Origin of the sequence: Kitasatospora sp. HUAS MG31 (assembly GCF_040571325.1) — a bacterium.
Taxonomy (GTDB): domain Bacteria; phylum Actinomycetota; class Actinomycetes; order Streptomycetales; family Streptomycetaceae; genus Kitasatospora; species Kitasatospora camelliae.
Window position 1 is genome coordinate 1,847,870 of the sequence record NZ_CP159872.1, and the last position, 20,525, is coordinate 1,868,394.

20 protein-coding genes are annotated in these 20,525 nt (G+C 74.6%); 12 read left to right on the plus strand and 8 right to left on the minus strand.

Annotated elements, in window-relative coordinates; translation table 11 throughout:
- Positions 1-4: 4 nt before the first annotated feature.
- Entirely contained in the window at positions 5-1,129 is a 1,125-nt protein-coding gene (locus ABWK59_RS08660; RefSeq protein ID WP_354639312.1) for a CaiB/BaiF CoA transferase family protein, read from the minus strand.
- 190 nt (positions 1,130-1,319) lie between these two features.
- Here ABWK59_RS08660 and ABWK59_RS08665 point away from each other — a divergent pair, with 190 nt between their 5' ends.
- From ABWK59_RS08665 to ABWK59_RS08685, 5 genes are all read left to right on the plus strand, one after another.
- Positions 1,320-1,583 carry a DUF1876 domain-containing protein gene (locus tag ABWK59_RS08665; RefSeq protein ID WP_354639313.1) on the plus strand — a complete coding sequence of 88 codons (264 nt, stop codon included), beginning with the start codon at positions 1,320-1,322 and terminating at the stop codon, positions 1,581-1,583.
- Positions 1,584-1,638: 55 nt separating this feature from the next.
- Positions 1,639-2,661 carry a hypothetical protein gene (locus ABWK59_RS08670; protein ID WP_354639314.1) on the plus strand — a complete coding sequence of 341 codons (1,023 nt, stop codon included), beginning with the start codon at positions 1,639-1,641 and terminating at the stop codon, positions 2,659-2,661.
- Positions 2,658-3,869: a sensor histidine kinase gene (locus tag ABWK59_RS08675; RefSeq protein WP_354639315.1), complete on the plus strand. Its 1,212-nt coding sequence runs from the start codon at positions 2,658-2,660 to the stop codon at positions 3,867-3,869. The genes ABWK59_RS08670 and ABWK59_RS08675 overlap by 4 nt, the downstream gene beginning before the upstream one ends.
- A gap of 131 nt (positions 3,870-4,000) precedes the next feature.
- The gene (locus tag ABWK59_RS08680) at positions 4,001-4,642 is read left to right on the plus strand and encodes a response regulator transcription factor (RefSeq protein WP_354644873.1); all 642 of its coding nucleotides are present in this window, start codon (positions 4,001-4,003) and stop codon (positions 4,640-4,642) included.
- Between the two features lie 144 nt (positions 4,643-4,786).
- Positions 4,787-5,464, plus strand: a complete 678-nt coding sequence (locus ABWK59_RS08685; RefSeq protein ID WP_354639316.1) for a Pr6Pr family membrane protein — start codon at positions 4,787-4,789, stop codon at positions 5,462-5,464.
- Positions 5,465-5,576: 112 nt separating this feature from the next.
- On the opposite strand, the gene aroA is transcribed toward ABWK59_RS08685, so the two are convergent.
- On the minus strand, positions 5,577-6,803 hold the full coding sequence (gene aroA / locus ABWK59_RS08690) for a 3-phosphoshikimate 1-carboxyvinyltransferase (RefSeq protein WP_354644874.1): 1,227 nt from the start codon (positions 6,801-6,803) through the stop codon (positions 5,577-5,579).
- 136 nt (positions 6,804-6,939) lie between these two features.
- Positions 6,940-7,782, minus strand: coding sequence for an isocitrate lyase/PEP mutase family protein (locus tag ABWK59_RS08695; protein ID WP_354639318.1), 843 nt, complete (start codon positions 7,780-7,782; stop codon positions 6,940-6,942).
- Between the two features lie 255 nt (positions 7,783-8,037).
- Between ABWK59_RS08695 and ABWK59_RS08700 the strand changes: the two genes are divergently transcribed.
- Both ABWK59_RS08700 and ABWK59_RS08705 read left to right on the plus strand, forming a co-directional pair.
- Complete coding sequence (locus ABWK59_RS08700) at positions 8,038-8,835, plus strand: thioesterase family protein (protein WP_354639319.1); 798 nt, start codon at positions 8,038-8,040, stop codon at positions 8,833-8,835.
- A gap of 224 nt (positions 8,836-9,059) precedes the next feature.
- Positions 9,060-9,731, plus strand: a complete 672-nt coding sequence (locus tag ABWK59_RS08705) for an enoyl-CoA hydratase-related protein (RefSeq protein ID WP_354639321.1) — start codon at positions 9,060-9,062, stop codon at positions 9,729-9,731.
- 8 nt (positions 9,732-9,739) lie between these two features.
- Here ABWK59_RS08705 and ABWK59_RS08710 read toward each other — a convergent pair whose 3' ends face one another.
- The 3 genes from ABWK59_RS08710 to ABWK59_RS08720 form a co-directional block, all read right to left on the minus strand.
- Positions 9,740-11,347, minus strand: coding sequence for an ABC-F family ATP-binding cassette domain-containing protein (locus tag ABWK59_RS08710; protein WP_354639323.1), 1,608 nt, complete (start codon positions 11,345-11,347; stop codon positions 9,740-9,742).
- A 346-nt stretch (positions 11,348-11,693) separates the two neighbouring features.
- The gene (locus tag ABWK59_RS08715) at positions 11,694-12,323 is read right to left on the minus strand and encodes an SMI1/KNR4 family protein (protein ID WP_354639325.1); all 630 of its coding nucleotides are present in this window, start codon (positions 12,321-12,323) and stop codon (positions 11,694-11,696) included.
- Between the two features lie 400 nt (positions 12,324-12,723).
- Positions 12,724-13,470 carry an ABC transporter permease gene (locus ABWK59_RS08720; protein WP_354639326.1) on the minus strand — a complete coding sequence of 249 codons (747 nt, stop codon included), beginning with the start codon at positions 13,468-13,470 and terminating at the stop codon, positions 12,724-12,726.
- 109 nt (positions 13,471-13,579) lie between these two features.
- Here ABWK59_RS08720 and ABWK59_RS08725 point away from each other — a divergent pair, with 109 nt between their 5' ends.
- The gene (locus tag ABWK59_RS08725) at positions 13,580-15,217 is read left to right on the plus strand and encodes an ABC-F family ATP-binding cassette domain-containing protein (RefSeq protein WP_354639327.1); all 1,638 of its coding nucleotides are present in this window, start codon (positions 13,580-13,582) and stop codon (positions 15,215-15,217) included.
- Between the two features lie 86 nt (positions 15,218-15,303).
- Positions 15,304-15,900 carry a GNAT family N-acetyltransferase gene (locus tag ABWK59_RS08730; RefSeq protein WP_354639328.1) on the plus strand — a complete coding sequence of 199 codons (597 nt, stop codon included), beginning with the start codon at positions 15,304-15,306 and terminating at the stop codon, positions 15,898-15,900.
- Positions 15,901-16,279: 379 nt separating this feature from the next.
- Here the strand turns inward: ABWK59_RS08730 and ABWK59_RS08735 are convergent, their stop codons facing one another.
- Positions 16,280-16,726, minus strand: coding sequence for a DUF1772 domain-containing protein (locus tag ABWK59_RS08735; protein ID WP_354639330.1), 447 nt, complete (start codon positions 16,724-16,726; stop codon positions 16,280-16,282).
- 92 nt (positions 16,727-16,818) lie between these two features.
- Here ABWK59_RS08735 and ABWK59_RS08740 point away from each other — a divergent pair, with 92 nt between their 5' ends.
- Entirely contained in the window at positions 16,819-17,397 is a 579-nt protein-coding gene (locus ABWK59_RS08740; protein ID WP_354639331.1) for a TetR/AcrR family transcriptional regulator, read from the plus strand.
- An 89-nt stretch (positions 17,398-17,486) separates the two neighbouring features.
- Here ABWK59_RS08740 and ABWK59_RS08745 read toward each other — a convergent pair whose 3' ends face one another.
- A complete protein-coding gene (locus ABWK59_RS08745) occupies positions 17,487-18,443 on the minus strand; it encodes an aldo/keto reductase (protein WP_354639333.1) in 957 nt (318 codons plus the stop codon).
- A 173-nt stretch (positions 18,444-18,616) separates the two neighbouring features.
- Between ABWK59_RS08745 and ABWK59_RS08750 the strand changes: the two genes are divergently transcribed.
- Both ABWK59_RS08750 and ABWK59_RS08755 read left to right on the plus strand, forming a co-directional pair.
- Positions 18,617-19,483, plus strand: a complete 867-nt coding sequence (locus tag ABWK59_RS08750) for a chitinase (RefSeq protein ID WP_354639335.1) — start codon at positions 18,617-18,619, stop codon at positions 19,481-19,483.
- A gap of 120 nt (positions 19,484-19,603) precedes the next feature.
- On the plus strand, positions 19,604-20,485 hold the full coding sequence (locus ABWK59_RS08755) for an SCO6745 family protein (RefSeq protein WP_354639336.1): 882 nt from the start codon (positions 19,604-19,606) through the stop codon (positions 20,483-20,485).
- The last annotated feature ends 40 nt before the right edge of the window (positions 20,486-20,525 follow it).

Genomic DNA, 20,525 nt, shown 5'->3' on the forward strand with positions numbered 1-20,525 from the left:
TGGTTCATGGGGTCAGGCCCGGGACGGACCAGTCGTGGGCCACTTCGGCGGTGTGTTGGCCGGGGTGGGACGGGGGGCGGCGGAGGGTGGCGGGGGTGGCGGAGAAGCGGGGAGCGGGGGCGGGCTGGGTGATCCCGGCGTGGTCGGTGTAGGTGCCGCGGGCGGCGAGGTGGTCGTGGGCGGCGGCCTGCCGCAGGGTGAGGACGGGGGCGACGCACGCGTCCGTCCCCTCGAACAGCGCCGTCCACTCCTCCGCCGTGCGGGTCGCGAACCGCCCGGCGATCGCCTCCCGCAGCTCCGGCCAGCGCGCGACCTCCCACTGCCCGGGCGCGTCCGCGCCCAGCTCCAGCAGCTTGGCGAACTCGGCGTAGAACTGCGGCTCCAGCGCCCCGACGGCCATGTACCCGCCGTCCGCCGTGCGGTAGGAGGCGTAGAAGGGGGCGCCGCCGTCCAGCAGGTTGGTGCCGCGGCGGTCCTGCCACTGGCCGGCGGCGAGCAGGCCCCAGAGCAGGGCGGTGAGATGGGCGGCGCCGTCCACGATGGCGGCGTCGACGACCTGGCCGGTGCCGGTGGCGCGGGCGTGGTGGAGGCCGGCGAGCAGTCCGACGACCAGGTAGAGCGAGCCGCCGGCGTAGTCGCCGAGGAGGTTGGCGGGGATGCCGGGGGCGTGGTCGGGGGTGCCGATCAGGCCGAGGACGCCGGCGGTGGCGGCGTACCCGATGTCGTGGCCGGCGTGCTGGGCGAGCGGGCCGTCCTGGCCCCAGCCGGTCATCCGGCCGTAGACCAGGGCGGGGTTGCGGGCGAGGCAGGCGTCCGGTCCGACGCCGAGGCGTTCGGCGACGCCGGGGCGGTAGCCCTCGATCAGCAGGTCGGCCCGCTCGACCAGGTCGAGGACCAGGCCGGGGCCGCCGGGGGACTTGAGGTCGATCAGTACCGAGCGCTTGTTGCGGTTGGTGAGGTCGTGCGCCGGGTCGGGGCCGAGGGCGGGCGGGCCGGGGCGGTCGACGCGGACGACGTCGGCGCCGAGGTCGGCGAGCAGCATCGCGGCGAACGGCCCGGGGCCGATCCCGGCCAGCTCCACGACCCGGACGCCGGCCAGCGGTCCGGACGGGTTGGACGTGTCGGTCACCGGAGCCCTCCGAGGTTTGACAGTAAAGCTGTCACAGTCGCGATGATAGGCATGCAACTCGCCGGTAACAAGGGCGGTCCCGCCGCCCGCCGGGACCGGGCGGCGCGCCGGGGCGGTCCGGCCTTGCCAACCGGTTCCCCCGGGCGGATTCTGGGGCTGACGATCTCCACCGGGAAGAAGGTGATCGACCATGCAGAACCACTGGATCGTCGACCTCAACTTCGAGGAGGACGAGAACCGTACCTCCTGCACCGCGTCGCTCAGCGGCTTCAGCGCCCCCGGGGTACGGGGTGTGGGCGTCGCCCGCCGCAACCCGGACGACACCCCGGACTCCACCATCGGCGAGGAACTGGCCGCCGCGCGGGCCTGCTCCAACCTGGCCCACGAGCTGATCAACAAGGCCGCCTCCGGCATCGAGGACCACACCCACCGCCGGGCGAACCTCATCTTCTGAGGCCGCTGGATCTCCGCCGGTCCCGCTCCCCCGCGCGGGGGAGCGGGATCGATCCGTGAGCCGACGCGCCACCCTCCCGGTCGGCGGCAGGGTCGTGGGCATGGACCTCTCCGCCGACCGCACCCTCCGGCCCGGCCTGGCCGCCCTCGCCGTGGCCGCCACCCTGCCGTACCTGACCCTCAAGCTGCTCTGGCTGTGCGGCAGCACGGTCGGCATGGTCGATCCGGCCACCGCCGAGGACCCGGCCCTGTGGCTGCTGAACCTGGTCACCTTCGGCATGGACGGCGTGGCCGCCCTGCTGGCCCTGGCCTTCGCCCGCCCCTGGGGGCAGCGCCTGCCGGCCGGGCTGGTCGTCCTCCCGATGTGGGTGGCCACCGGGCTGCTCGGCCCGCTGCTCCTCGCCCTGGCGCTGACCGCGGCCGCCACCCTGCTGCTCGGCGGCGAGGCCGCCCCGGCCGCCGACGGGTTCCTGCGGCCGTGGGTCTACCTGCTGGTGTACGGCGGCTTCGCCGTCCAGGGCGCCGCCCTCGCCGGGGCGTTCGGCCTGTACGCGCGGGGGCGCTGGGGCGGCCTGCTGCGGGCCCGGGTCCGGGACCTGCCGGACACCGCCACCCTGCCGCTGCAGCGGGTGCTGGTCGGCGCGGCGGCCGTCCTCGCCCTCCCGGTCACGGCCGCCCACCTGTACTGGTGCCTGGGCGGCACCACCGGGCTGTCCGCCGACACCGTCGACGGCCGCGGTCACGGCTTCACCTCCCTGCAGGGCGTGTGGGCCCTCGCCGCGCCGGTCGCGGTGGCCGCCCTGGCGGTGGTGGTGTTCCGGGCCGGCCCCGGGCTCGGCCTGCGCGGGCCGCTGGCCGCGGTCTGGACGGCCGGCGGCTCGGTGTTCGGCTGGGGCTGCTGGGTCCTGCTGGCCGGCGGACTGCGCACCACGGCACCGGACCCGGCGAAGGCGGTGCCGCCGGCCACCCACCTGCTGGGGGCGGCCGAGGCCGACGCGGGGCTGCTGATCCTGGTGGTCGGGGCGATCGCCCTGATCGAACACGCGTCCGCGCGGGCTGACGTAGAGTCAGCCCGGTGAGTGCACTGATCGGACGCCGGGCCGCCCTGCGCTGGGTGCACCTGGTGCTCGGCGGGGCGCTGCTGATGCCGTACTGGCTGCTCTCGCTGGTGGTGCTGGGCACGCTGTTCCACCGCGACGACCCGCTGCACACGGTGCTGGTGCAGTTCGCGGCGCTCGGCACCTCGCTGCCGCTGGCCGCGGTGACCGCGCTGGTCCCGGTGGTCCGGGTGCTGGAGGCGACCGCCGCCCGGGCGCTCTGCGCGGGCGCCGCGGGGGAGTTGGCCGTGGTGCCCTCCCGCGCCTGGGAGGCCCGGCGCCGGACCGCCGCCTGGTTCGTCCTGCACGTGCTGCTCGGCGGCGTGGTGGCCGGGATGTCGCTGGCGATCCCGCCCGCGGTGGTGACGCTGCTGTTCTTCCCCGTCCCGGAGTGGCGGCTGCTCTGGTTCGGCCCGGACCCGCTGCCCTCGTCCGTGCTCGCCGCCGGCCTGGTCCTGCTGCTGGTGCTGGCCAACGCCGGCGCGGGCGCCCTGCTCGCGTACGCCGCGCCTCGGCTGCTCGGCCCCACCCCCGGGGAGCGGCTCGCCGCCGCCGAACGGCGGGCCGTGGAGCTGGCCCACCGCAACCGGCTGGCCCGCGAGCTGCACGACTCGGTCGGGCACGCCCTCAGCGCGGTCACCATCCAGGCCGCGGCCGCCGGCCGGGTCCTGCGCAGCGACCCCGCGGTCGCCGCCGAGGCGCTGGCCGCGATCGAGGAGACCGCCCGCGCCGCGGTCGCCGAACTCGACACCGTCCTCGGCCTGCTCCGCGAGGAGGACCGTCCCGAGCAGCCCGGCGGCGGCCCCACCCTGGCCGGGCTCGCCGTGCTGCTGCGGCAGACGGAACGCTCCGGGGTGACCGTGGCGGCCCGGTTCGGCCCCGGCCTCGCCGACCTGCCGGAGGCGGTCTCCCGGGAGGCGTACCGGATCGTGCAGGAGGGCCTCACCAACGTGCTGCGGCACGCCGGCCCGGTCGACGCCGCACTGCGGCTGGAGCGGCGGGACGGACGGCTGGAAGTGGAGCTCACCAACCCGGTCGGCGCCGCCCGCCCCAGCCGACCCGGCGGCGGACGCGGCCTGCGCGGCATCGCCGAACGGGCCACCGCCCTGCGCGGCCACTGCGAGGCCGGACCGGTGGACGGCGGCCGCGGCTGGCGGCTGGCCGCCCGGCTGCCGGACACGGCGACATGAGCGACGGCCTGGTCGGGGCCGACGGTGGACCGGAAGGGCCGGAACGCATGGAGGAGCGGGGGTACGCGATGGACCGGGGACGGACGGACGGTGCAGGGCCGGGCAGGGGGCCGGACGGGGGTCGGGCGCCGATCCGGGTGGTGATCGCGGACGACGAGCGGCTGGTCCGGGCCGGGCTGCGGATCGTCCTGGACGCCGAACCCGACCTCACCGTGGTCGGCGAGGCCGCCACCGGCGCCGAGGTGGTGCCCCTGGTCCGCGAGCTGCGCCCGGACGTGGTGCTGATGGACGTCCGGATGCCCGAGGTGGACGGCATCCGCGCCACCGAACACCTGGTCGCCACCCTCGACCCGGCCCCGCGCATCCTCGTGGTGACCACCTTCGAGAACGACGACTACGTGTACGAGGCGCTGCGCGCCGGGGCCGCCGGGTTCCTGCTCAAGCGGGCACGGGCCGAGGAGATGGTGCACGCCGTCCGGCTCGCCGCCCACGGCGAGTCGCTGCTCTTCCCCTCCGCCGTCCGGGACCTCGCCGCCCGGCGGCCCGCTCGACGGCGCCCCGGCGGCCCGCTGGACCGGCTCACCGAGCGCGAGGCCGAGGTCCTGCGGCAGATGGCCGCCGGCCTCAGCAACGGCGAGATCGCCGAGCGGTTGGTGGTCAGCCCCGAGACGGTCAAGTCGCACGTGGCGAGCGTGCTGGCGAAGCTCGGCGCCCGGGACCGGACACAGGCGGTGATCGCCGCGTACGAGTCGGGGTTCGTCCGGCCGCGCTAACCGGGGGTCGGAGGCGGTCCGAAGGCGGGTCCCCGGCCGTCCTGATCAGCGCGGACACGGGTTCCACCGCACTCTACCGGCGGGTAGAGTTCGACGATCGTGCCCACGGGGGGCACCGCAGAACGACGAAGAACCGGTGACCGCATGACCGTCTGGACCCGACCCGCGCTCTGGTGGCGCACAGCGATCGTCGCCTCGGGCGGCCTGGGGCTGATCCTCAGCAACAGCTCGCTGGTGTACTTCACCATCGAGAGCAACGTGCTCACGCTCGGCTACTTCATCGGCGCCGTCTACTGGATGGTCAAGCGCGGCACCGTCGACGCGCCGGCCCCCCGGCTGCGCGGTGCCGTCACCCTGTACCTGACGATCACCGGCCTGGTGGCGCACATCCTGCTGGAGAAGGGCGCCAACCCGCTGCCCGGCCTGGTCTCCGGACCGGACATGCTGCAGCACTGGTCGAGCTTCCTGCTGCACTACACCACGCCGATCATGGTGATGATCGACTGGCTGGTCCTCAAGCCGCGCAACGCCTCGCGCTGGCGCGACCTGCCGCTGTGGCTCGCCTTCCCGCTCGGCTACGCCGTGGTGACCGAGACCCGGGCCATCCTCTTCCCGGACTTCCCGCTGAAGTACCCGTACTTCTTCCTCGACCCGGGCACCGAGGGCTACGGCTGGGTGGCCGGGCAGATAGCCCAGCTGACCGTCGAGTTCGTGGTGCTCGGCGTCCTGGTGATCGGTCTGGACCGGCTCGGCACCAAGCTGGCCCGCCGACGCCCGGAGGCCGTCGAGGAGCCGGCGGCGCAAGAGCCCGTCGGGTCGTGACGGCGCCCGCGGTAGGGCGGACACCGGAGGGGCGCGTGAGGGAACACCTTACGCGCCCTCCTGCTTTCCGCGCCGGGCCGGGCCGCGCCGGGTCGGGCCGGGCCAGCCGGGGTCAGGCCAGGTACTCCGCGAACGCCTGGTGGAAGCCGGGGAAGGTCTTGCGGACGCAGCCCGGGTCGTCGAAGGTCAGGCCCGGGGTGAGCACCCCGGTCACCGCGAAGGACATCACGATCCGGTGGTCGCCGAAGGTGGCGATCTCCGCCGCCACCGGCCGGGCCGGGCGGATCTCGATCCAGTCCCGGCCGGTCTCCACCGGCACCCCGAGCCGCCGCAGGTTCTGCGCGCACGCCTCCAGCCGGTCGCACTCCTTGACCCGGGTGTTGTACACGTCCTCGATCCGCACCGGGCCGGTGGCGAACGGCGCGATGGCCGCCAGGGTCGGCATGGTGTCCGAGATGTCCCGCATCGCCACCGTCAGCCCCGACAGGCCCTCGCCGCCCGGCCCCGCCACGGTCACCTGGTCGGTGCCGATCCGGACCCGGGCGCCCATCCGCTCCAGCACCTCCACGAACCGCAGGTCGCCCTGGAGCGCCCCCGCTCCCAGCCCCGGCACGGTCACCTCGCGACCGGTCAGCGCCGCCGCGGCGAAGAAGTAACTCGCCGTCGAGGCGTCCGGCTCCACCGCGTACGTGGTCGCCCGGTAGCCGCCCGGCGGCACCGTGAACACGTTCCCCTCGCGCTTCACCTCCACCCCGAAGTCCCGCATCATCGCCAGGGTGATCTCCACGTACGGCACCGAGACCAGGTCCGTGACGGTGATCCGCAGGCCCTCCCGGGTGAGCGGACCGAGCAGCAGCAGCGCCGTCAGGTACTGCGAGGACAGGCCCGCGTCCAGGGTCACCTCGCCACCGCGGACACCCCGGGCGGAGATCCGCAGCGGGTGGTGGCCCTCCCGCTCCTCGTGCCGCAGGTCCACGCCGAGCGAGCGGAGCGCCTCGGTGAGCGGGCCCAGCGGGCGGCGGCGCATCTGCGCGGAGGCGTCGAACCGGAACTCGCCGTGCCCGGCGGCCGCCAGGGCCGGCAGGAAGCGGGCGGTGGTCGCGCCGTCCCTGCAGTACACCTCGGCGTCGGACGCCGGGCCCTGCGGGCGGCCCTCCACGTGCCACGCGTGCGGGTCGCGGTCGATCCGGTAGCCGAGCCTGGTCAGGCCCTCGGCGAAACCCTCGGTGTCGTCGGAGCTGAGGGGGCGCAGCAGGGTGGTGGTGCCGCGGGCGGCGGCGGCCAGGAAGAGCGCCCGGGCGGTGATCGACTTGGATCCGGGTATCTCGACGACCGTCACGGGCAACTCCAGGCAGGACAGCGGGCGGGGTTCCGCCATCGGCGGGGTCCCGCCATCCTGCCTCGCCCCACCCGCCCCCCGCCCCCGCGTCCCACGTCGTGGACTCGCCGGCACCGGGCCGGGCAGGCGTGTCCTTTCACGCAACCGGTCGGCGGCGGTGGAGGGCGTCGAGGTCGCCGAAGGAGAGGGAGCCGTCCAGTTCGGCCAGGGTGCCCGGGCCGAGGAGTTCGGCGGCGGCCCGGCGGGCCGCGGTGTAGGCGACCTGGGCGAGGCCCGTCCCCACGCTGATCCGCCGGACGCCCGCGGCCGCCAGTTCGGCGACGCCCGGCCCGCCGTCGACGGCCATCGCGTTCACCGGGAGCGGGGAGCGGGCGCAGAGTTCGGCCAGCACCGGCAGGTCGAGCAGGCCGGGGACGAAGAGGCCGTCCGCACCCGCCTCGGCGTAGGCGTGGGCGCGGGTGAGGACCTCGTCCAGGCCGCCGAGCCCGAACAGGAAGACGTCGGTGCGGGCGTTGAGGACCAGTTCCGGCAGTCCCGCCTCCTCTGCCGCCCGCCGGGCCGCCCGCAGGCGCTCGGCCTGCCCGGGTACGGCGAACAGCGGCCCGCCGACCGCCTCGGAGTCCTCGAGGTTGACGCCGACCGCACCCGCGCCGATCAGGTCCCGTACGGTCTCGGCGACGTCGGCCGGCCGGGGCCCGTAGCCGCCCTCGGCGTCGACGGTCACCGGGAGGTCGACCGCGGCGGCGATCCGGCTGGCGGCGGCGACGGCCTCCGCCCGGTCGAGCCGCTGGCCGTCGGAGCGGCCCAGGGACCAGGACACGCCGCCGCTGGTGGTGGCGATGGCGGGGGCGCCCGCGGCGGCGATCACCGCGGCGCTGCCCGCGTCCCAGGCGTTGGGCAGGACGAGCACGCCGTCCTCGGCGAGCGCGCGCAGCCGCAGGGCGCGGTCGCGGGAGGTGGCGGAGGTGTCACGGGACATGGGGGTCACCGGCCTTCGTACAGGGGGATTCACGGCCGGCGGCCTGTGCGCCGCCCGGCGCCCCGTATCCTGCGGCCTGCACCGGCCCGGCTGCCACGGATTCAGCTGAGGCTGAATCATCCCGTCGGGCGCGGCCCGGGCCGGGTGGAGTGTGGCGGGCGTCATAGCGCCCCGGGGCCGTTCGCCGTCCTACGATCCTCGCGGGCGCCGACCGTGCCCCCGCTCCGCCTGTGACAGCCCGAGGAGACTCCTCCCTTGACCGCCCACGCCGCCGTACCCGACAGCTACTACCAGCGGGTGGGTGAGCACCGCTTCAAGCCGACGGCCCACGCGGGCGGTGCCTGGAACACCGCCGAGCAGCACTTCAGCCCGCTGGCCGGACTGGTCGTCCACGCGATCGAGGGGCACCTGGCGGACCGTCCCGGGCAGGGCCTGGCGCTCGCCCGGATCAGCTACGACATCCTCGGGCGGATCGCGCTCGACGAGTGCGAGATCACCGTGGAGACGGTCCGGCCGGGCCGCACGGTGGAGCTGCTGGAAGCGGTGGTGCGGATCGCCGACCGCCCGGTGGTGCGGGCCCGCGCCTGGCTGCTCACCACCCTGGACACCGCCGAGGTGGCGGACAGCCCCCACGAACGGCTCGCCCCGCCCGAGGAGTTCACGCCGTGGGCGATGAGCGACCTGTGGGACGGCGGCTACGTCTCCTCCGTCGAGGTCCGCCGGTCGGAGCCGGCCCGGCGCGGTCGCGCCGCCGCGTGGATCTCCAGCCGGGTCGAGCTGGTGGCCGGCGAGCCGAGCAGCCCGCTCGCCTCCTGGCTCGCCCTGGTGGACACCGCCAACGGCATAGCCGTCCAGCAGGACCCCACCGCGTGGATGTTCCCCAACACGGACCTCACCGTGCACCTCCACCGCCAGCCGCGCGGCCCCTGGACCGGCCTGGACACCACCGTCAGCCTCGGCCCCACCGCCCAGGGCCTCACCCACAGCGTCCTGCACGACCTCGAAGGACCGGTCGGCACCGCCGTCCAGATCCTCACCGTCCGTCCCCTGTAGCGGAGTTCCGGCGTGGTGGCGCCGGCGGCGGCCCGAGGCGGCCGGACGCGGTGGGGGCAGACAGCCGGGGCGGGCCCGGGTAGCATGCGGTCCACCGTAGTTACCGACGAGTAGCATCCGCTGCCGCAGGGTGCCGCGGCCGTCGGCCCGCCCGGGGACCGGCACCCGCACGGTGCCGCTCCCCCGGGCGTCCGCGGCGCCCGCCGTCCGCGCAAGGAGGGGCCATGCCCACGCTCGACCGCGAGGGGGACGTCTTCGTCCTCGACCTCGGCGACACCGAGAACCGCTTCCACCCCGACTGGCTGGCCGCCGTCGAGGGGCTGCTGGAGGAGGTGGAGAAGGCGGAGGGCCCGAAGGCCCTGGTGACCGCCGCCACCGGCAGGTTCTACTCCAACGGCCTGGACCTGGAGTGGCTGTTCTCCCACCCCGACCAGGCGGTGGACTACCTCGCCCGGGTGCACGGGCTGTTCGCCCGGCTGCTCACCCTGCCGATGGTCACCGTGGCGGCGCTGCAGGGCCACGTGTACGCGGCCGGGGCGATGTTCTCGCTCTCCCACGACCTGCGGGTGATGCGGGAGGACCGCGGCTACTGGTGCCTGCCCGAGGCCGACCTGGGCATTCCGTTCACCCCGGGGATGTCCGCGCTGATCCAGGCCCGGCTGACCGTGCCGACCGCGCACGAGGCGATGGTGACCGGCCGGCGCTACGGCGGCCGGGACGCCCGCGCGGCCGCGATCGTGGAGCACACCACGGCCGAGGACGCCGTCCGCCGCACCGCCGTGGAGCTCGCCGCCGCCCACACGGCCAAGGCCGGCCCGGCACTCGGGACGATCAAGTCCCGGATGTACGGACCGGCCCTGGCCGCGCTGCGCGACCGGGACATCCCGCTCGGCTGAACCGCGTCCTACCGCGGATCCACCGGCAGCAGCTCGCCGTCCATCTCCAGCCAGCGGGTGATCCCGAGTCCGCGCAGGAACGGCAGGTCGTGGCTGGCCACGATCAGCGCGCCCCGGTAGCCGGCCAGCGCCTGGGTGAGCTGCCGGACACTGGCCAGGTCCAGGTTGTTGGTCGGCTCGTCGAGCAGCAGCAGCTGCGGCGGCGGGTCGGCCAGCAGCAGCGCCGCCAACGTGGCGCGGAACCGCTCGCCGCCGGAGAGCGTGCCGGCCGGCTGGTCGGCCCGCCCACCGCGGAACAGGAACCGGGCCAGCCGGGCCCGCACCGCGTTGTCGCTCGCCGCCGGGGCGAACCGCTTGACGTTCCCGGCGACGGTCAGGCCGTCGTCCAGCAGGTCGAGCCGCTGCGGCAGGTACCGGACCGTCACCGGGGTGGTGATCTCGCCCTCCACCGGGGTGAGTTCACCCGCGATGGTGCGCAGCAGGGTGGACTTCCCCGAGCCGTTGCGGCCGACCAGGGCGATCCGCTCCGGTCCGCGCAGCTCCACGTCGGCCCGGGCGCCGTGGGCGAGCCGGACCCGGTCCAGGGCGAGCACCGTCCGGCCGGCCGGCACCGCGGTGTGCGGCAGGTCGACCCTGATCTCGGCGTCGTCCCGGACCGCCTCCTCGGCCGCGGTGAGCCGGTCCTTGGCCTCGTTGAGCCGCTCGGTGTGCATGCCGCGGATCCGCCCCGCGGTCTCCTGGGCCTGCCGCTTGAACTTCCCGGCGATGATCTTCGGGTCGTTCCGGGTGACCGCCCGCTTCTTGCCGTAGCTGGCGCTGCGGTCGAGCCTGATCCGGGCCTCGGCCAGGTCCCGCTGCTGGCGCCGGACATCCGACTCCGCGTTGCGCAGCAGCCGTTCCGCGGTCTCCTGCTCGGCCGCGAGCGTGCGCTCGTAGTCGGCGAAGTTGCCGCCGTACCAGGTCACGGCGCCGTCCCTGAGGTCGGCGATCTGGTCGACGTGCTGGAGGAGTTCACGGTCGTGGCTGACCACCAGCAGCACCCCGTGCCAGCCGGCCACGGCCTCGTAGAGGCGGGCGCGGGCGGCCAGGTCGAGGTTGTTGGTGGGCTCGTCGAGCAGCAGCACGTCCGGGCGGCGCAGCAGCAGGGCCGCGAGGTGGAGCAGCACCGCCTCGCCGCCGGAGAGTTCGGCGGTGGTGCGGTCCAGCTCCAGCCTGGTCAGGCCGAGCCGGTCGAGGGTGGCGCGGGCGCGCTCCTCGACGTCCCAGTCGTCGCCGACGGCGGTGAAGTGCCGCTCGTCGGTGTCACCGGACTCGATCGCGTGCAGCGCCTCACGGGCCGCCCGGATGCCGAGGGCCTCGTCGACCCGCTGGCCGGCGTCGAGGGTGAGGTCCTGCGGCAGGTAGCCGATCTCGCCGCCGATCCGGACGGTGCCGGAGGTGGGCGTGAGGTCACCGGCGATCAGCCGGAGCAGGGTGGACTTCCCCGCGCCGTTGAGGCCGATCAGGCCGGTCCGGCCGGGGCCGACCGCGAGGTGGAAGTCCTGGAGCACCGGGGTGCCGTCGGGCCACTCGTACGCGAGGTCGGTGCAGAGGATGGAGATCGTGGGTTGTGCCATGGAGGGCCTCCTGCGTGGTTGCCGTGGATGCGGGGCAGCACGGAGACACCGCGGAGGGCGGCACGCACGGGAGGGGGGCCACGATCGGGCCGGCTCGTCCTCCGAGGTCGCACGCTCGCGCCGCACAACGCCGGAGAGGGGCGGTGCGGGGGCGGTGTCTCATGACCTCAGAAGAGCAACGGCCTGACTCCGATCCGGTGTGACTGCAGGGCCGGGGATGAAGCTACGCAGCCCGCCCGGACCCCGCAACGCATTTACTTGCCTCGGCTCGTCAGGGTGAGCTTTCGCGAAGCTCTGATGGGCACCCTGACCAGCCGAAGTCAGGAAAGCTGCCTACGGCGACGCTTCAGTCGGTGCCGAGGTGGATCGTGGCACCGTCCGGCATGCTGTGGATCTTCTGCGCGATCGGACCGCGGATCTGCATGGCGTCGGCAGCGTCCTTGACCGAGAGGTTGTCGAAGTCGTAGGTGCCGCCGAGCGTGAAGAATTGCAGGGGAACCAGCCGCTCGTCGGGCTTGAGCGCGCCGTTCTCCTTCTGGAAGGCGTACGCAAAGGCGTTGGCACCGTTGACGTCGGGATCTGACAGCAGCCACTGAGCCCAGTCCTCCAGGCTGCTGCCGATCTCCGTGACGCCGGCAGTCTCGGGGTTGAATCGGACTACCTGGTCACGGCCCACAATGGCGAACTGGACGCCGAAGATGTCCTGACCGAAGCAGAACAGGTCGTCCGCCAGGCCTCCGTAGGTCTCCTTCCACACCTCGTCGGTGTTCCAGGACAGCATGTCGTGGCCGAGGCCTTCCTCACCGACCCGGAAGACCTGAACACCGGCGTCGAACAGGAAGAATCCGTTCATATGGGTGATCATCCGACCGAGTTCGGCCAGCGGCCCGCTCTCGACGCCGAAGTCCAGCTCGATCTCCGGGCCCATCGGGCCACGGGCCCGGCCCATCAGCTGCTCGAGGGCGCTCTGCGTCATGCGTTCTTCTCCGCTGCTTCGGGGCCAATCGGCCGGGTCACGTACCGCTCTCGCGCCCGGTCGGTCATGACCGGGCGCAGGGCCGGCTGGAGGACCGGGTCATCGGGAAGGGTGTCCCACGTCATGGACGGCCACCAGCGGTCGTGAGCTGCCAACAGCATGTTCTCACCGCGGAAATGTGTCGCCCCTCGCCGGGCCGTGACACTTGCCTGCCGGCGTGGACAGGGGAGGGCGCAGCGACGACGGCTTCTGCTGCGGCCTCGGCGGCAGGGACGAGCCCGACCTCGCCTGTGCCGGGTGCGGGCAGGAGGTGGCTACCCGGTCGACGACTGCGGCGGCAGGCGACCTGGCTCGACGGGGGCGCCGTCCGGCGGCGACGCGCATCCGTCCCCGGCGCCCCTCACGCGTCCCGCCGCTCGAACCGGCGCCAGCCGGCGTACGCGGCGAGCGCGGCCCATCCGGCGAGGACCGCCGTCCCGGCGGCGTGCGGGTAGACCGCGGCCGGGTCCGCGGCCAGCCGCATCGCGTACTGGCCGGCCTTGTCGGGCAGGAACAGCTGTACGACGTGGCCGCCCGGCAGCGCACCGACCAGGCTGGTGCCCAGGAACAGGCCGGGCAGCAGCACGCCCATCGCGGCGGGCAGGTTGCCGAACAGCGCGGTCAGCCCGAGGCAGAGGACCACCAGCAGCGCCGGGTACACGGCGGCGGCCACCGTGCTGCGGACCGCCGCCGCGTGCCGCCAGCCCATCGCGGTGCTGGTGAGGAACGGACGGCCTACCAGGCAGGAGCCCACGGAGGTGGCCGCGCCGAGGGCGAGGCCCAGTCCGCCGCCGACCGCCAGCTTGGCGCCGTACAGCAGGCCGCGGCGGGGCACCGCCGCCAGTGAGCCGGCGAGGGCGCCCGAGCCGTACTCCCGCCCGAGCAGCGTCACGCCGAACGCGGCGAAGCCCAACTGGCCGAACAGCAGGCCGTAGTGGACGACCACGCTCGGGTCGCGGACCAGCAGGTCCTGGACGTCTCCGATGAGGGCGCAGGTGACCGCCGAGACGGCCACGGCGAGGACGGCGGCCACGAGGGGCACCAGCCAGGCCGAGCGCAGTGTGGTGATCTTGGTCCATTCCGAGCGCAGCACCGGGAGGAAGGTCATGCGGCCTGCCAACCCCGGCGCGGCCGCCGGCCGGATCCCGCCCGGGAGGGGGCGGCCTCCCTCCGGCGGGGGAGGGCGGGCCTGGGCGCCCCCGTAGAATCGGGCCATCATGAGCGCCACTCTCGTCGTCAAGGACCTGATCGCCGGCCACGGCGACCGCACCCTCTTCTCCGGCCTGGACCTGGTCGTCGCCCCCGGCGACGTGATCGGGCTGGTCGGGGTCAACGGGGCGGGCAAGTCGACCCTGCTGCGCCTGCTGGCCGGCCTGGACGTGCCGGAGGGCGGCTCGCTGAAGCTCAGCCCGGGCACCGCGAACGTCGGACACCTGCCGCAGGAGCCGGAGCGCCGCGAGGGCGAGTCGGTCCGCACCTTCCTGGCCCGCCGCACGGGTGTGGCCGGGGCGCAGGCCGCGCTGGACGAGGCCACCGAGGGCCTGGTGGAGGGCCGCCCGGGCGCCGACGACGCGTACGCCGAGGCGCTGGACCGCTGGCTGGACCTGGGCGGCGCCGACCTGGACGAGCGGGCCGAGGAGGTGGCCGACTCGCTGGGCCTCAAGGTCGGCCTGGACCTGCCGATGACCGCGCTCTCCGGCGGCCAGGCCGCCCGGGCCGGCCTGGCCTCGCTGCTGCTCTCCCGCTACGACGTCTTCCTGCTCGACGAGCCCACCAACGACCTGGACCTGGACGGCCTGGAGCGGCTGGAGTCCTTCGTCAAGGGCCTGCGCGCCGGCACCGTACTGATCAGCCACGACCGCGAGTTCCTCGCCCGCACCATCACCAAGGTGCTGGAACTCGACCTGCACCAGGGCCAGGTGAAGCTGTACGGCGGCGGCTACGAGGCGTACCTGGAGGAGCGGGCCATCGCCCGCCGGCACGCCCGCGAGGAGTACGAGGATTACGCCGACACCCGGTCCTCGCTGGAGGCCCGGGCGCAGATGCAGCGGAACTGGATGGAGCACGGCGTCCGCAACGCCCGCCGCAAGGGCGGCGACAACGACAAGAAGGCGCGGGCGACCCGCGCCGAGTCCACCGAGAAGCAGGCCTCCAAGGCCCGCCAGACGCAGCGGATGATCGAGCGCCTGGACGTGGTCGAGGAGCCGCGCAAGGAGTGGGAGCTGCGGATGGAGATCGCCGCCGCCCCCCGCTCCGGCGCCGTGGTGGCCACCCTGCGCGCGGCGGTCGCCCGGCGCGGGGACTTCTCCTTCGGCCCGGTGGACCTCCAGATCGACTGGGCGGACCGGGTGGCGATCACCGGCGCCAACGGCGCGGGCAAGTCCACGCTGCTGGCCGCGCTTCTCGGCCGGCTCGAACTGGACGGCGGCAACGCTGCGTTGGGCTCCGGCGTGGTGGTCGGCGAGGTGGACCAGGCGCGCGGCCTGTTCCTCGGCGGCGAGCCGCTGTCCGAGGCGTTCGGCGCGGCCGTTCCGGAGCTCACCGCGGAGGAGGTGCGGACCCTGCTGGCCAAGTTCGGCCTCAAGGCGGCCCACGTGCTGCGCCCGGCCGACACCCTCTCCCCCGGCGAGCGGACCCGGGCGGCGCTCGCGCTGCTCCAGGCCCGCGGGGTGAACCTGCTGGTCCTGGACGAGCCGACCAACCACCTGGACCTGCCCGCCATCGAGCAGTTGGAGTCGGCGCTGGCCTCGTACACCGGGACGCTGCTGCTGGTGACCCACGACCGGCGGATGCTGGAGACCGTGACGGTCAACCGGCGCCTCGTGGTGGCGGACGGCCGGGTCACCGAGAGCTGACCGCCGGGCCGACCACGGCGGGCCGCCGTGACCGCGCACCGCAAAAACTGCTGGTGGGGAGGGCTCCCGGCCGGGATAATCCGGTCATGAGCCTGACCAGTGACGCCTCCGAGACCACCCCCCGACCGATCAGCACCGGGCGGCCGCCCGAGCTGATCCCGCTCACCGGCGGGATTCACCTGCGCCGCCGCCGGCTCGCGGACGCCGCCGGGCTCAACAGCGCCGTCGGCGGCGCCAACCTCGACCACCTCCGGCCCTGGATGCCCTGGGCGCAGGCGCCCGCGCCGATGGAGCAGAGCCTGGAGCTCGCCCGCGCCGGCGAGGAGGCCTGGGACGCCGGGACGGACTTCATGTACGTGGCCGGTCTGGACGCCGAACCGGGCTCGGTGATCGGCGCGTTCGGCCTGCACGGCCGGATCGGCGCGGGCGCCCTGGAGATCGGCTACTGGGTGCACGTCGACCACGTCGGCCGGGGCATCGCCACCGACGCCGCGCGGGCGCTCACCGAGGCGGCGCTGGCGCTGCCCGGGATCGAGCGGGTGGAGATCCACTGCGACGAGGCCAACGCCCCCAGCGCCGCCGTCCCCCGCAGGCTCGGCTACCACCTGGACCGCACCGTGGACGCCCCCATCACCGCCCCCTCCGAAACCGGCCGCCAACTCATCTGGATCACCCCCGCATAGCTCCCGCCCGCACGCCGGCTTCCCCGCGTCCGCGGGCACTCCGCGCAAGCGACGTGCCCGCGGACGCGGGATTGCGCGAGGCCGGCGGAACACGACCCGCACCCGCCGCACGAGCAGGCTCTCCCGCCCACGCGGGCTCACCGCGCAAGCGGCTGTTCCCGGGGGCCTCGTGGCGATACACGCCTGGGCGGGCCGCGGAGCGGGCGTCGCCGGAGCGGCCGCGACCCTGCGGGTCTCGTGCATCATCAGCAGGCCGTTGACCACCATCAGCGTCGCGGTCAGGCAGTGGACGCCGAGCGCCGTGGCCATGGAGCCGTGATGGGCCAGCACGTTGGCCATGTCGCCGGCTCGGTGCGCTTCGTGGCGGGGGGCTTCGGCATCAGGCCAGGGCGGCGACCAGCAGGGCGAAGGCGGCGATGATGACGGCGACGCGGACGTAGTGGAAGCGGTCCCAGCGCTTCATCTGCCGCTTCCAGTCGGCGGGCCGGTTGTCAGGGGTCCACGTCCTGCCCCGGTTGTTGATCGGGACGAGCAGCAGGATCGACATGATCACGCTGACGATCAGCAGCGCGGCGGCGGTGACGACGAGGCCGATGCCGTGGTGGTGCCGTCCCGCGACCGCCCAGCCCGCGACGAGGACGAGTGAGCCGACGTACCAGAACGGCATCACGGCGCCGAGCATCCGGCCCCCGTGGGAGCGGGCCAGCTGGTTGCCGTCCTCCGGGAGGGCGTTGAAGATCGGGTTCATGACGAAGGCGACGGAGAACTCCACCCCCACCATCAGGCCGACGAGCACGGTGGTGATGACCTCGAGTGTGCCGAGCATGGCTCCCCTCCCGGGATCTAGCACTGCTAGCTGATGTGAGCAACGCTAGTACTGCCGCCGCCCTCCTGTCTAGCGGTGCTAGGATCCGGGTTATGTCGGTCCAGGAACGCAAGGCACGCGAACGGGCGGTCCGCGAGCGCCTCATCGTGGCGACGGCCCGTGAACTCGCCGAGCAGCAGGGCTGGGACGCGGTCACCACCCGCCGGCTCGCCGAGCGCATCGAGTACAGCCAGCCCGTCCTCTACAGCCACTTCCGGGGCAAGCGCGAGATCATCGGCGCCGTGGCCCTGGAGGGCGCCACCGAGATGGCCGTGGCGGTGCGGGCGGCGGCCTCCTCCGCGCACGGCCCGCGCGAGCGGGTCGCCGCCCTCGCCCGGGCCTACCTCGACTTCGCCGAGCGCAACCCGGCGGTCTACGACGCCTTGTTCCAGCTCGACGGCGGCCTGCCGTACGCGCGGGAGGACACCCCGGAGCCGCTGAAGGACGCCTTCGCCGCGCTGATGGAGAGCCTGGGCGAGGTCGCCGGGGACGGCGTCCAGCCGGGGCTGTTCACCGAGGTGTTCTGGGCGTCCCTGCACGGCCTTGCGACCCTGACCCGGGCGGGCCGGCTGCTGCCGGAGGACGCCGCGCAGAGGGTGGAGCTGCTGGTGGACCGGCTCGCCGTGGTCTGACGCACCGTCCCGGCGGGCAAGCGGCCGGGGCCCTCGGGTCACCCGCTCACGTCACCCCCAGAGCCCCCGCAGACCCCCCGCCGCCGGTCTCAGTACCGCTCCCCCACCGGCGCCGGCAGGGCGTCCAGGTCGGCCAGGTCCGCCGCGGTGAGCGTGAGCCCCGCCGAACCGGCGTTCTCCGTCAGGTACTTCGGCGTCTTGGTGCCGGGAATGGGCACCACGTACCGCCCCTGCGCCAGCACCCACGCCAGGGCCACCTGGGCGGGCGTGCCGCCGACCCGCGCGGCGATCTCCCGGACCTTCTCCACCAGCGCCAGGTTGGCCCGCAGGGCCTCCGCCTGGAACCGGGGCAGGCTCGCCCGCCAGTCGTCCGCCGGGAGGTCCTCCGCCGAGCCGAAGCGGCCGGTGAGGAAGCCCCGGCCGAGTGGGGAGAACGGCAGGAAGGCGATGCCCTCGCGCTCGGTGTACGGCAGCACCTCGGCCAGCGCGTCCCGGGTCCACAGCGAGAGTTCGGACTGCACCGAGGCCACCGGGTGGACGGCATGCGCGCGCCGGATCTGTTCCACGGTCACCTCCGACAGGCCGATCCGCCGGGCCTTGCCGGCCGTCACGGTCTCGGCCAGCGCGCCCCAGGTCTCCTCGATCGGCACCTCGGGGTCGACCCGGTGCAGCTGGTACAGGTCCACGTGGTCGGTGCCGAGGCGGGCCAGGCTGCGGTCGATCGAGGCCCGGACGTGCTCGGGCCGCCCGTTGCGGGCGACGGGGGCGCCGCCGGTGCCGGGCACCAGGCCGACCTTGGTGGCCAGCACCGCCCGCTCGCGGTACCCGCCGGCCAGCGCCCGCCCGACCAACTCCTCGTTGTCGTGGGGGCCGTAGATGTCGGCGGTGTCGATCAGGGTGATCCCCAGGTCCAGCGCGGAGCGCAGCACCGCGACGGAGGTGGCCTCGTCGCGGCCCTTCGGGTCGTAGGCCCAGGTCATGCCCATGCAGCCGAGGCCGACCGCGCCGACCTCGGGTCCGCTCCGGCCCAGGGGGGTGGTACGCATCGGTGGGTTCTCCTTCGGTCGGTTCCGGACGTGGCGCCACCCTGCCTGCTGGAGCGCACTCCACGTCAAGCGAAGGTCGGCAATCCGTCACACCCGCCGGCATCCTGACGGTTACTCACAGGTCAGCCACGGCCACCTCGACCACCACCCCGCCGCCGGCCGGTGCGGTGCCGGTGGCCCCGTACGTGGACATGGGCGCCTGGCCGACGCCGAGCCTGAAGGACCTGGCCGCGGCGGGCAACCTGAAGTCCTTCACGCTGGCCTTCGTGACCTCCACCGGCTGCAAGGCGACCTGGTTCAACGCCTACGACCCGCGCACCGGCTGGGGCCGGGAGCAGATCGACGCGCTCCGGGCGGCCGGCGGGGACGTCAAGGTGTCCTTCGGCGGCGCCTCCGGCACCGAACTGGGCCAGGCGTGCTCGACGGTGGACGCCCTGTTCGCCGAGTACGACGCGGTGGTGAAGGCGTACGACCTGCGGTACGTCGACTTCGACATCGAGGGGACGGCCGTGGTGGACCGGGCGGCCAACGACCGCCGCTCGGCCGCGCTCGCCCGGCTGCAGCGGGCGCACCCCGGTCTGAAGGTCTCGCTCACCCTGCCGGTGCTGCCCGAGGGCCTGACCGAGGACGGCGTGGCGGTGGTCCGCTCGGCCCGGGACGCCGGGGTGGACCTCGACCTGGTCAACGTCATGGCGATGGACTACAACCGGGCCGGCACCGACTACGGGGACAACGCGGTACGCGCCGCGCAGAGCACCCGCGACCAGCTGAAGGCGCTCCACCCGGCGAAGAGCGACGCGGCGCTGTGGAAGATGACCGCCGTCACGCCGATGCTCGGCGAGAACGACGACCACGGGGTCTTCAACCAGGGCGACGCCCGGCAGCTGGTGGCCTTCGCCCGGCAGAACCACCTGGGCATGCTGTCCTTCTGGGAGATGACCCGGGACGCCAACGCCTGCACCGGCCCGCTCTACAAGTGCACCAACGTGGCGCAGTCGCCGTACGAGTTCTCCAAACTGTTCGCGGCCTACACCGGCTGACGCGGCGCCAGATCAGGTTCCACCGGCGGGGGTTGGCGCCTCCGCCGGTGGACATGCGGACGGGCGGTGGTGTTCGATCGGGTCCGGACCGCCGTTGCCCCGCTCGCGCCGAGGAGACCCATGCCGATCGACCGCGGGTTGCCGCGCCGCGCCTGGCACCACCTGGAGCCCGTCCACGCGGTGCTGTACTTCGCGCCCGAGGCGTTCGCCGAGGCGGGGGCGCTGGGGTATCCGGTCGACGACCGCTGGCCCAGCTACTTCGCCTGGCGGGCGGCGCCGCTGGGCCCGGTCGGGCCGGAGCAGGTGGCCTCGGCGTTCTACAGCTTCAGCCCCGCGCTGGTGGCCCGGCACCTGCCGGCGGCGTGGGAGGTGGCGGAGCCCGCGGAGGTGCTCGCGGCCCGGCTCCGCGCGGTGGACGCCACCCACCGGGCGCTGTTCGGCGAGCTGCTGGACGGCCCGGACCTCCCCGAGCTGGTCGGTCTGGCCCGCCGGGCCGCCGAGGCGGCGCTCACCGCCGGCCGCCCGCTGGCCGCGGCCAACGCCGCGCTGCCCTGGCCCGAGGAGCCGCACCTGGCGCTCTTCCACGCGGCCACCGTGCTGCGCGAGCACCGCGGCGACGGCCACCTGGCGGCGCTGCTCGCCGCCGGGCTGGACCCGTGCGAGTCTCTGGTCTCCTTCGCCGCGATCGGCGCCGCGCCGGCCGAGAACTTCGCCGGCCGCGGCTGGACCGGGCCCGAGTGGGCGGCCGCCACCGAGCGGCTCACCGCGCGCGGCTGGCTGGACGGCGAGGGACGGGTCACCGACCTCGGCCGGGCCGGCCGCAACGAGGTGGAGCGGCTCACCGACCAGCTGGCGGCCGGGCCGTGGGAGGCGCTCGGCACCGCGGGCACCGAGCGGTTCATGGAGCTGATGGTGCCGTACTTCTTCGCGGTGATCGGCGCGAACGTGCTGCCGGAGCGGAGCACCCTGGGGATCACCACCGTCCCGGCGCCCACCTGGTGACCCCGTGGCCCGGGCGGGCCCGGGTACCGTCCGGGCCACG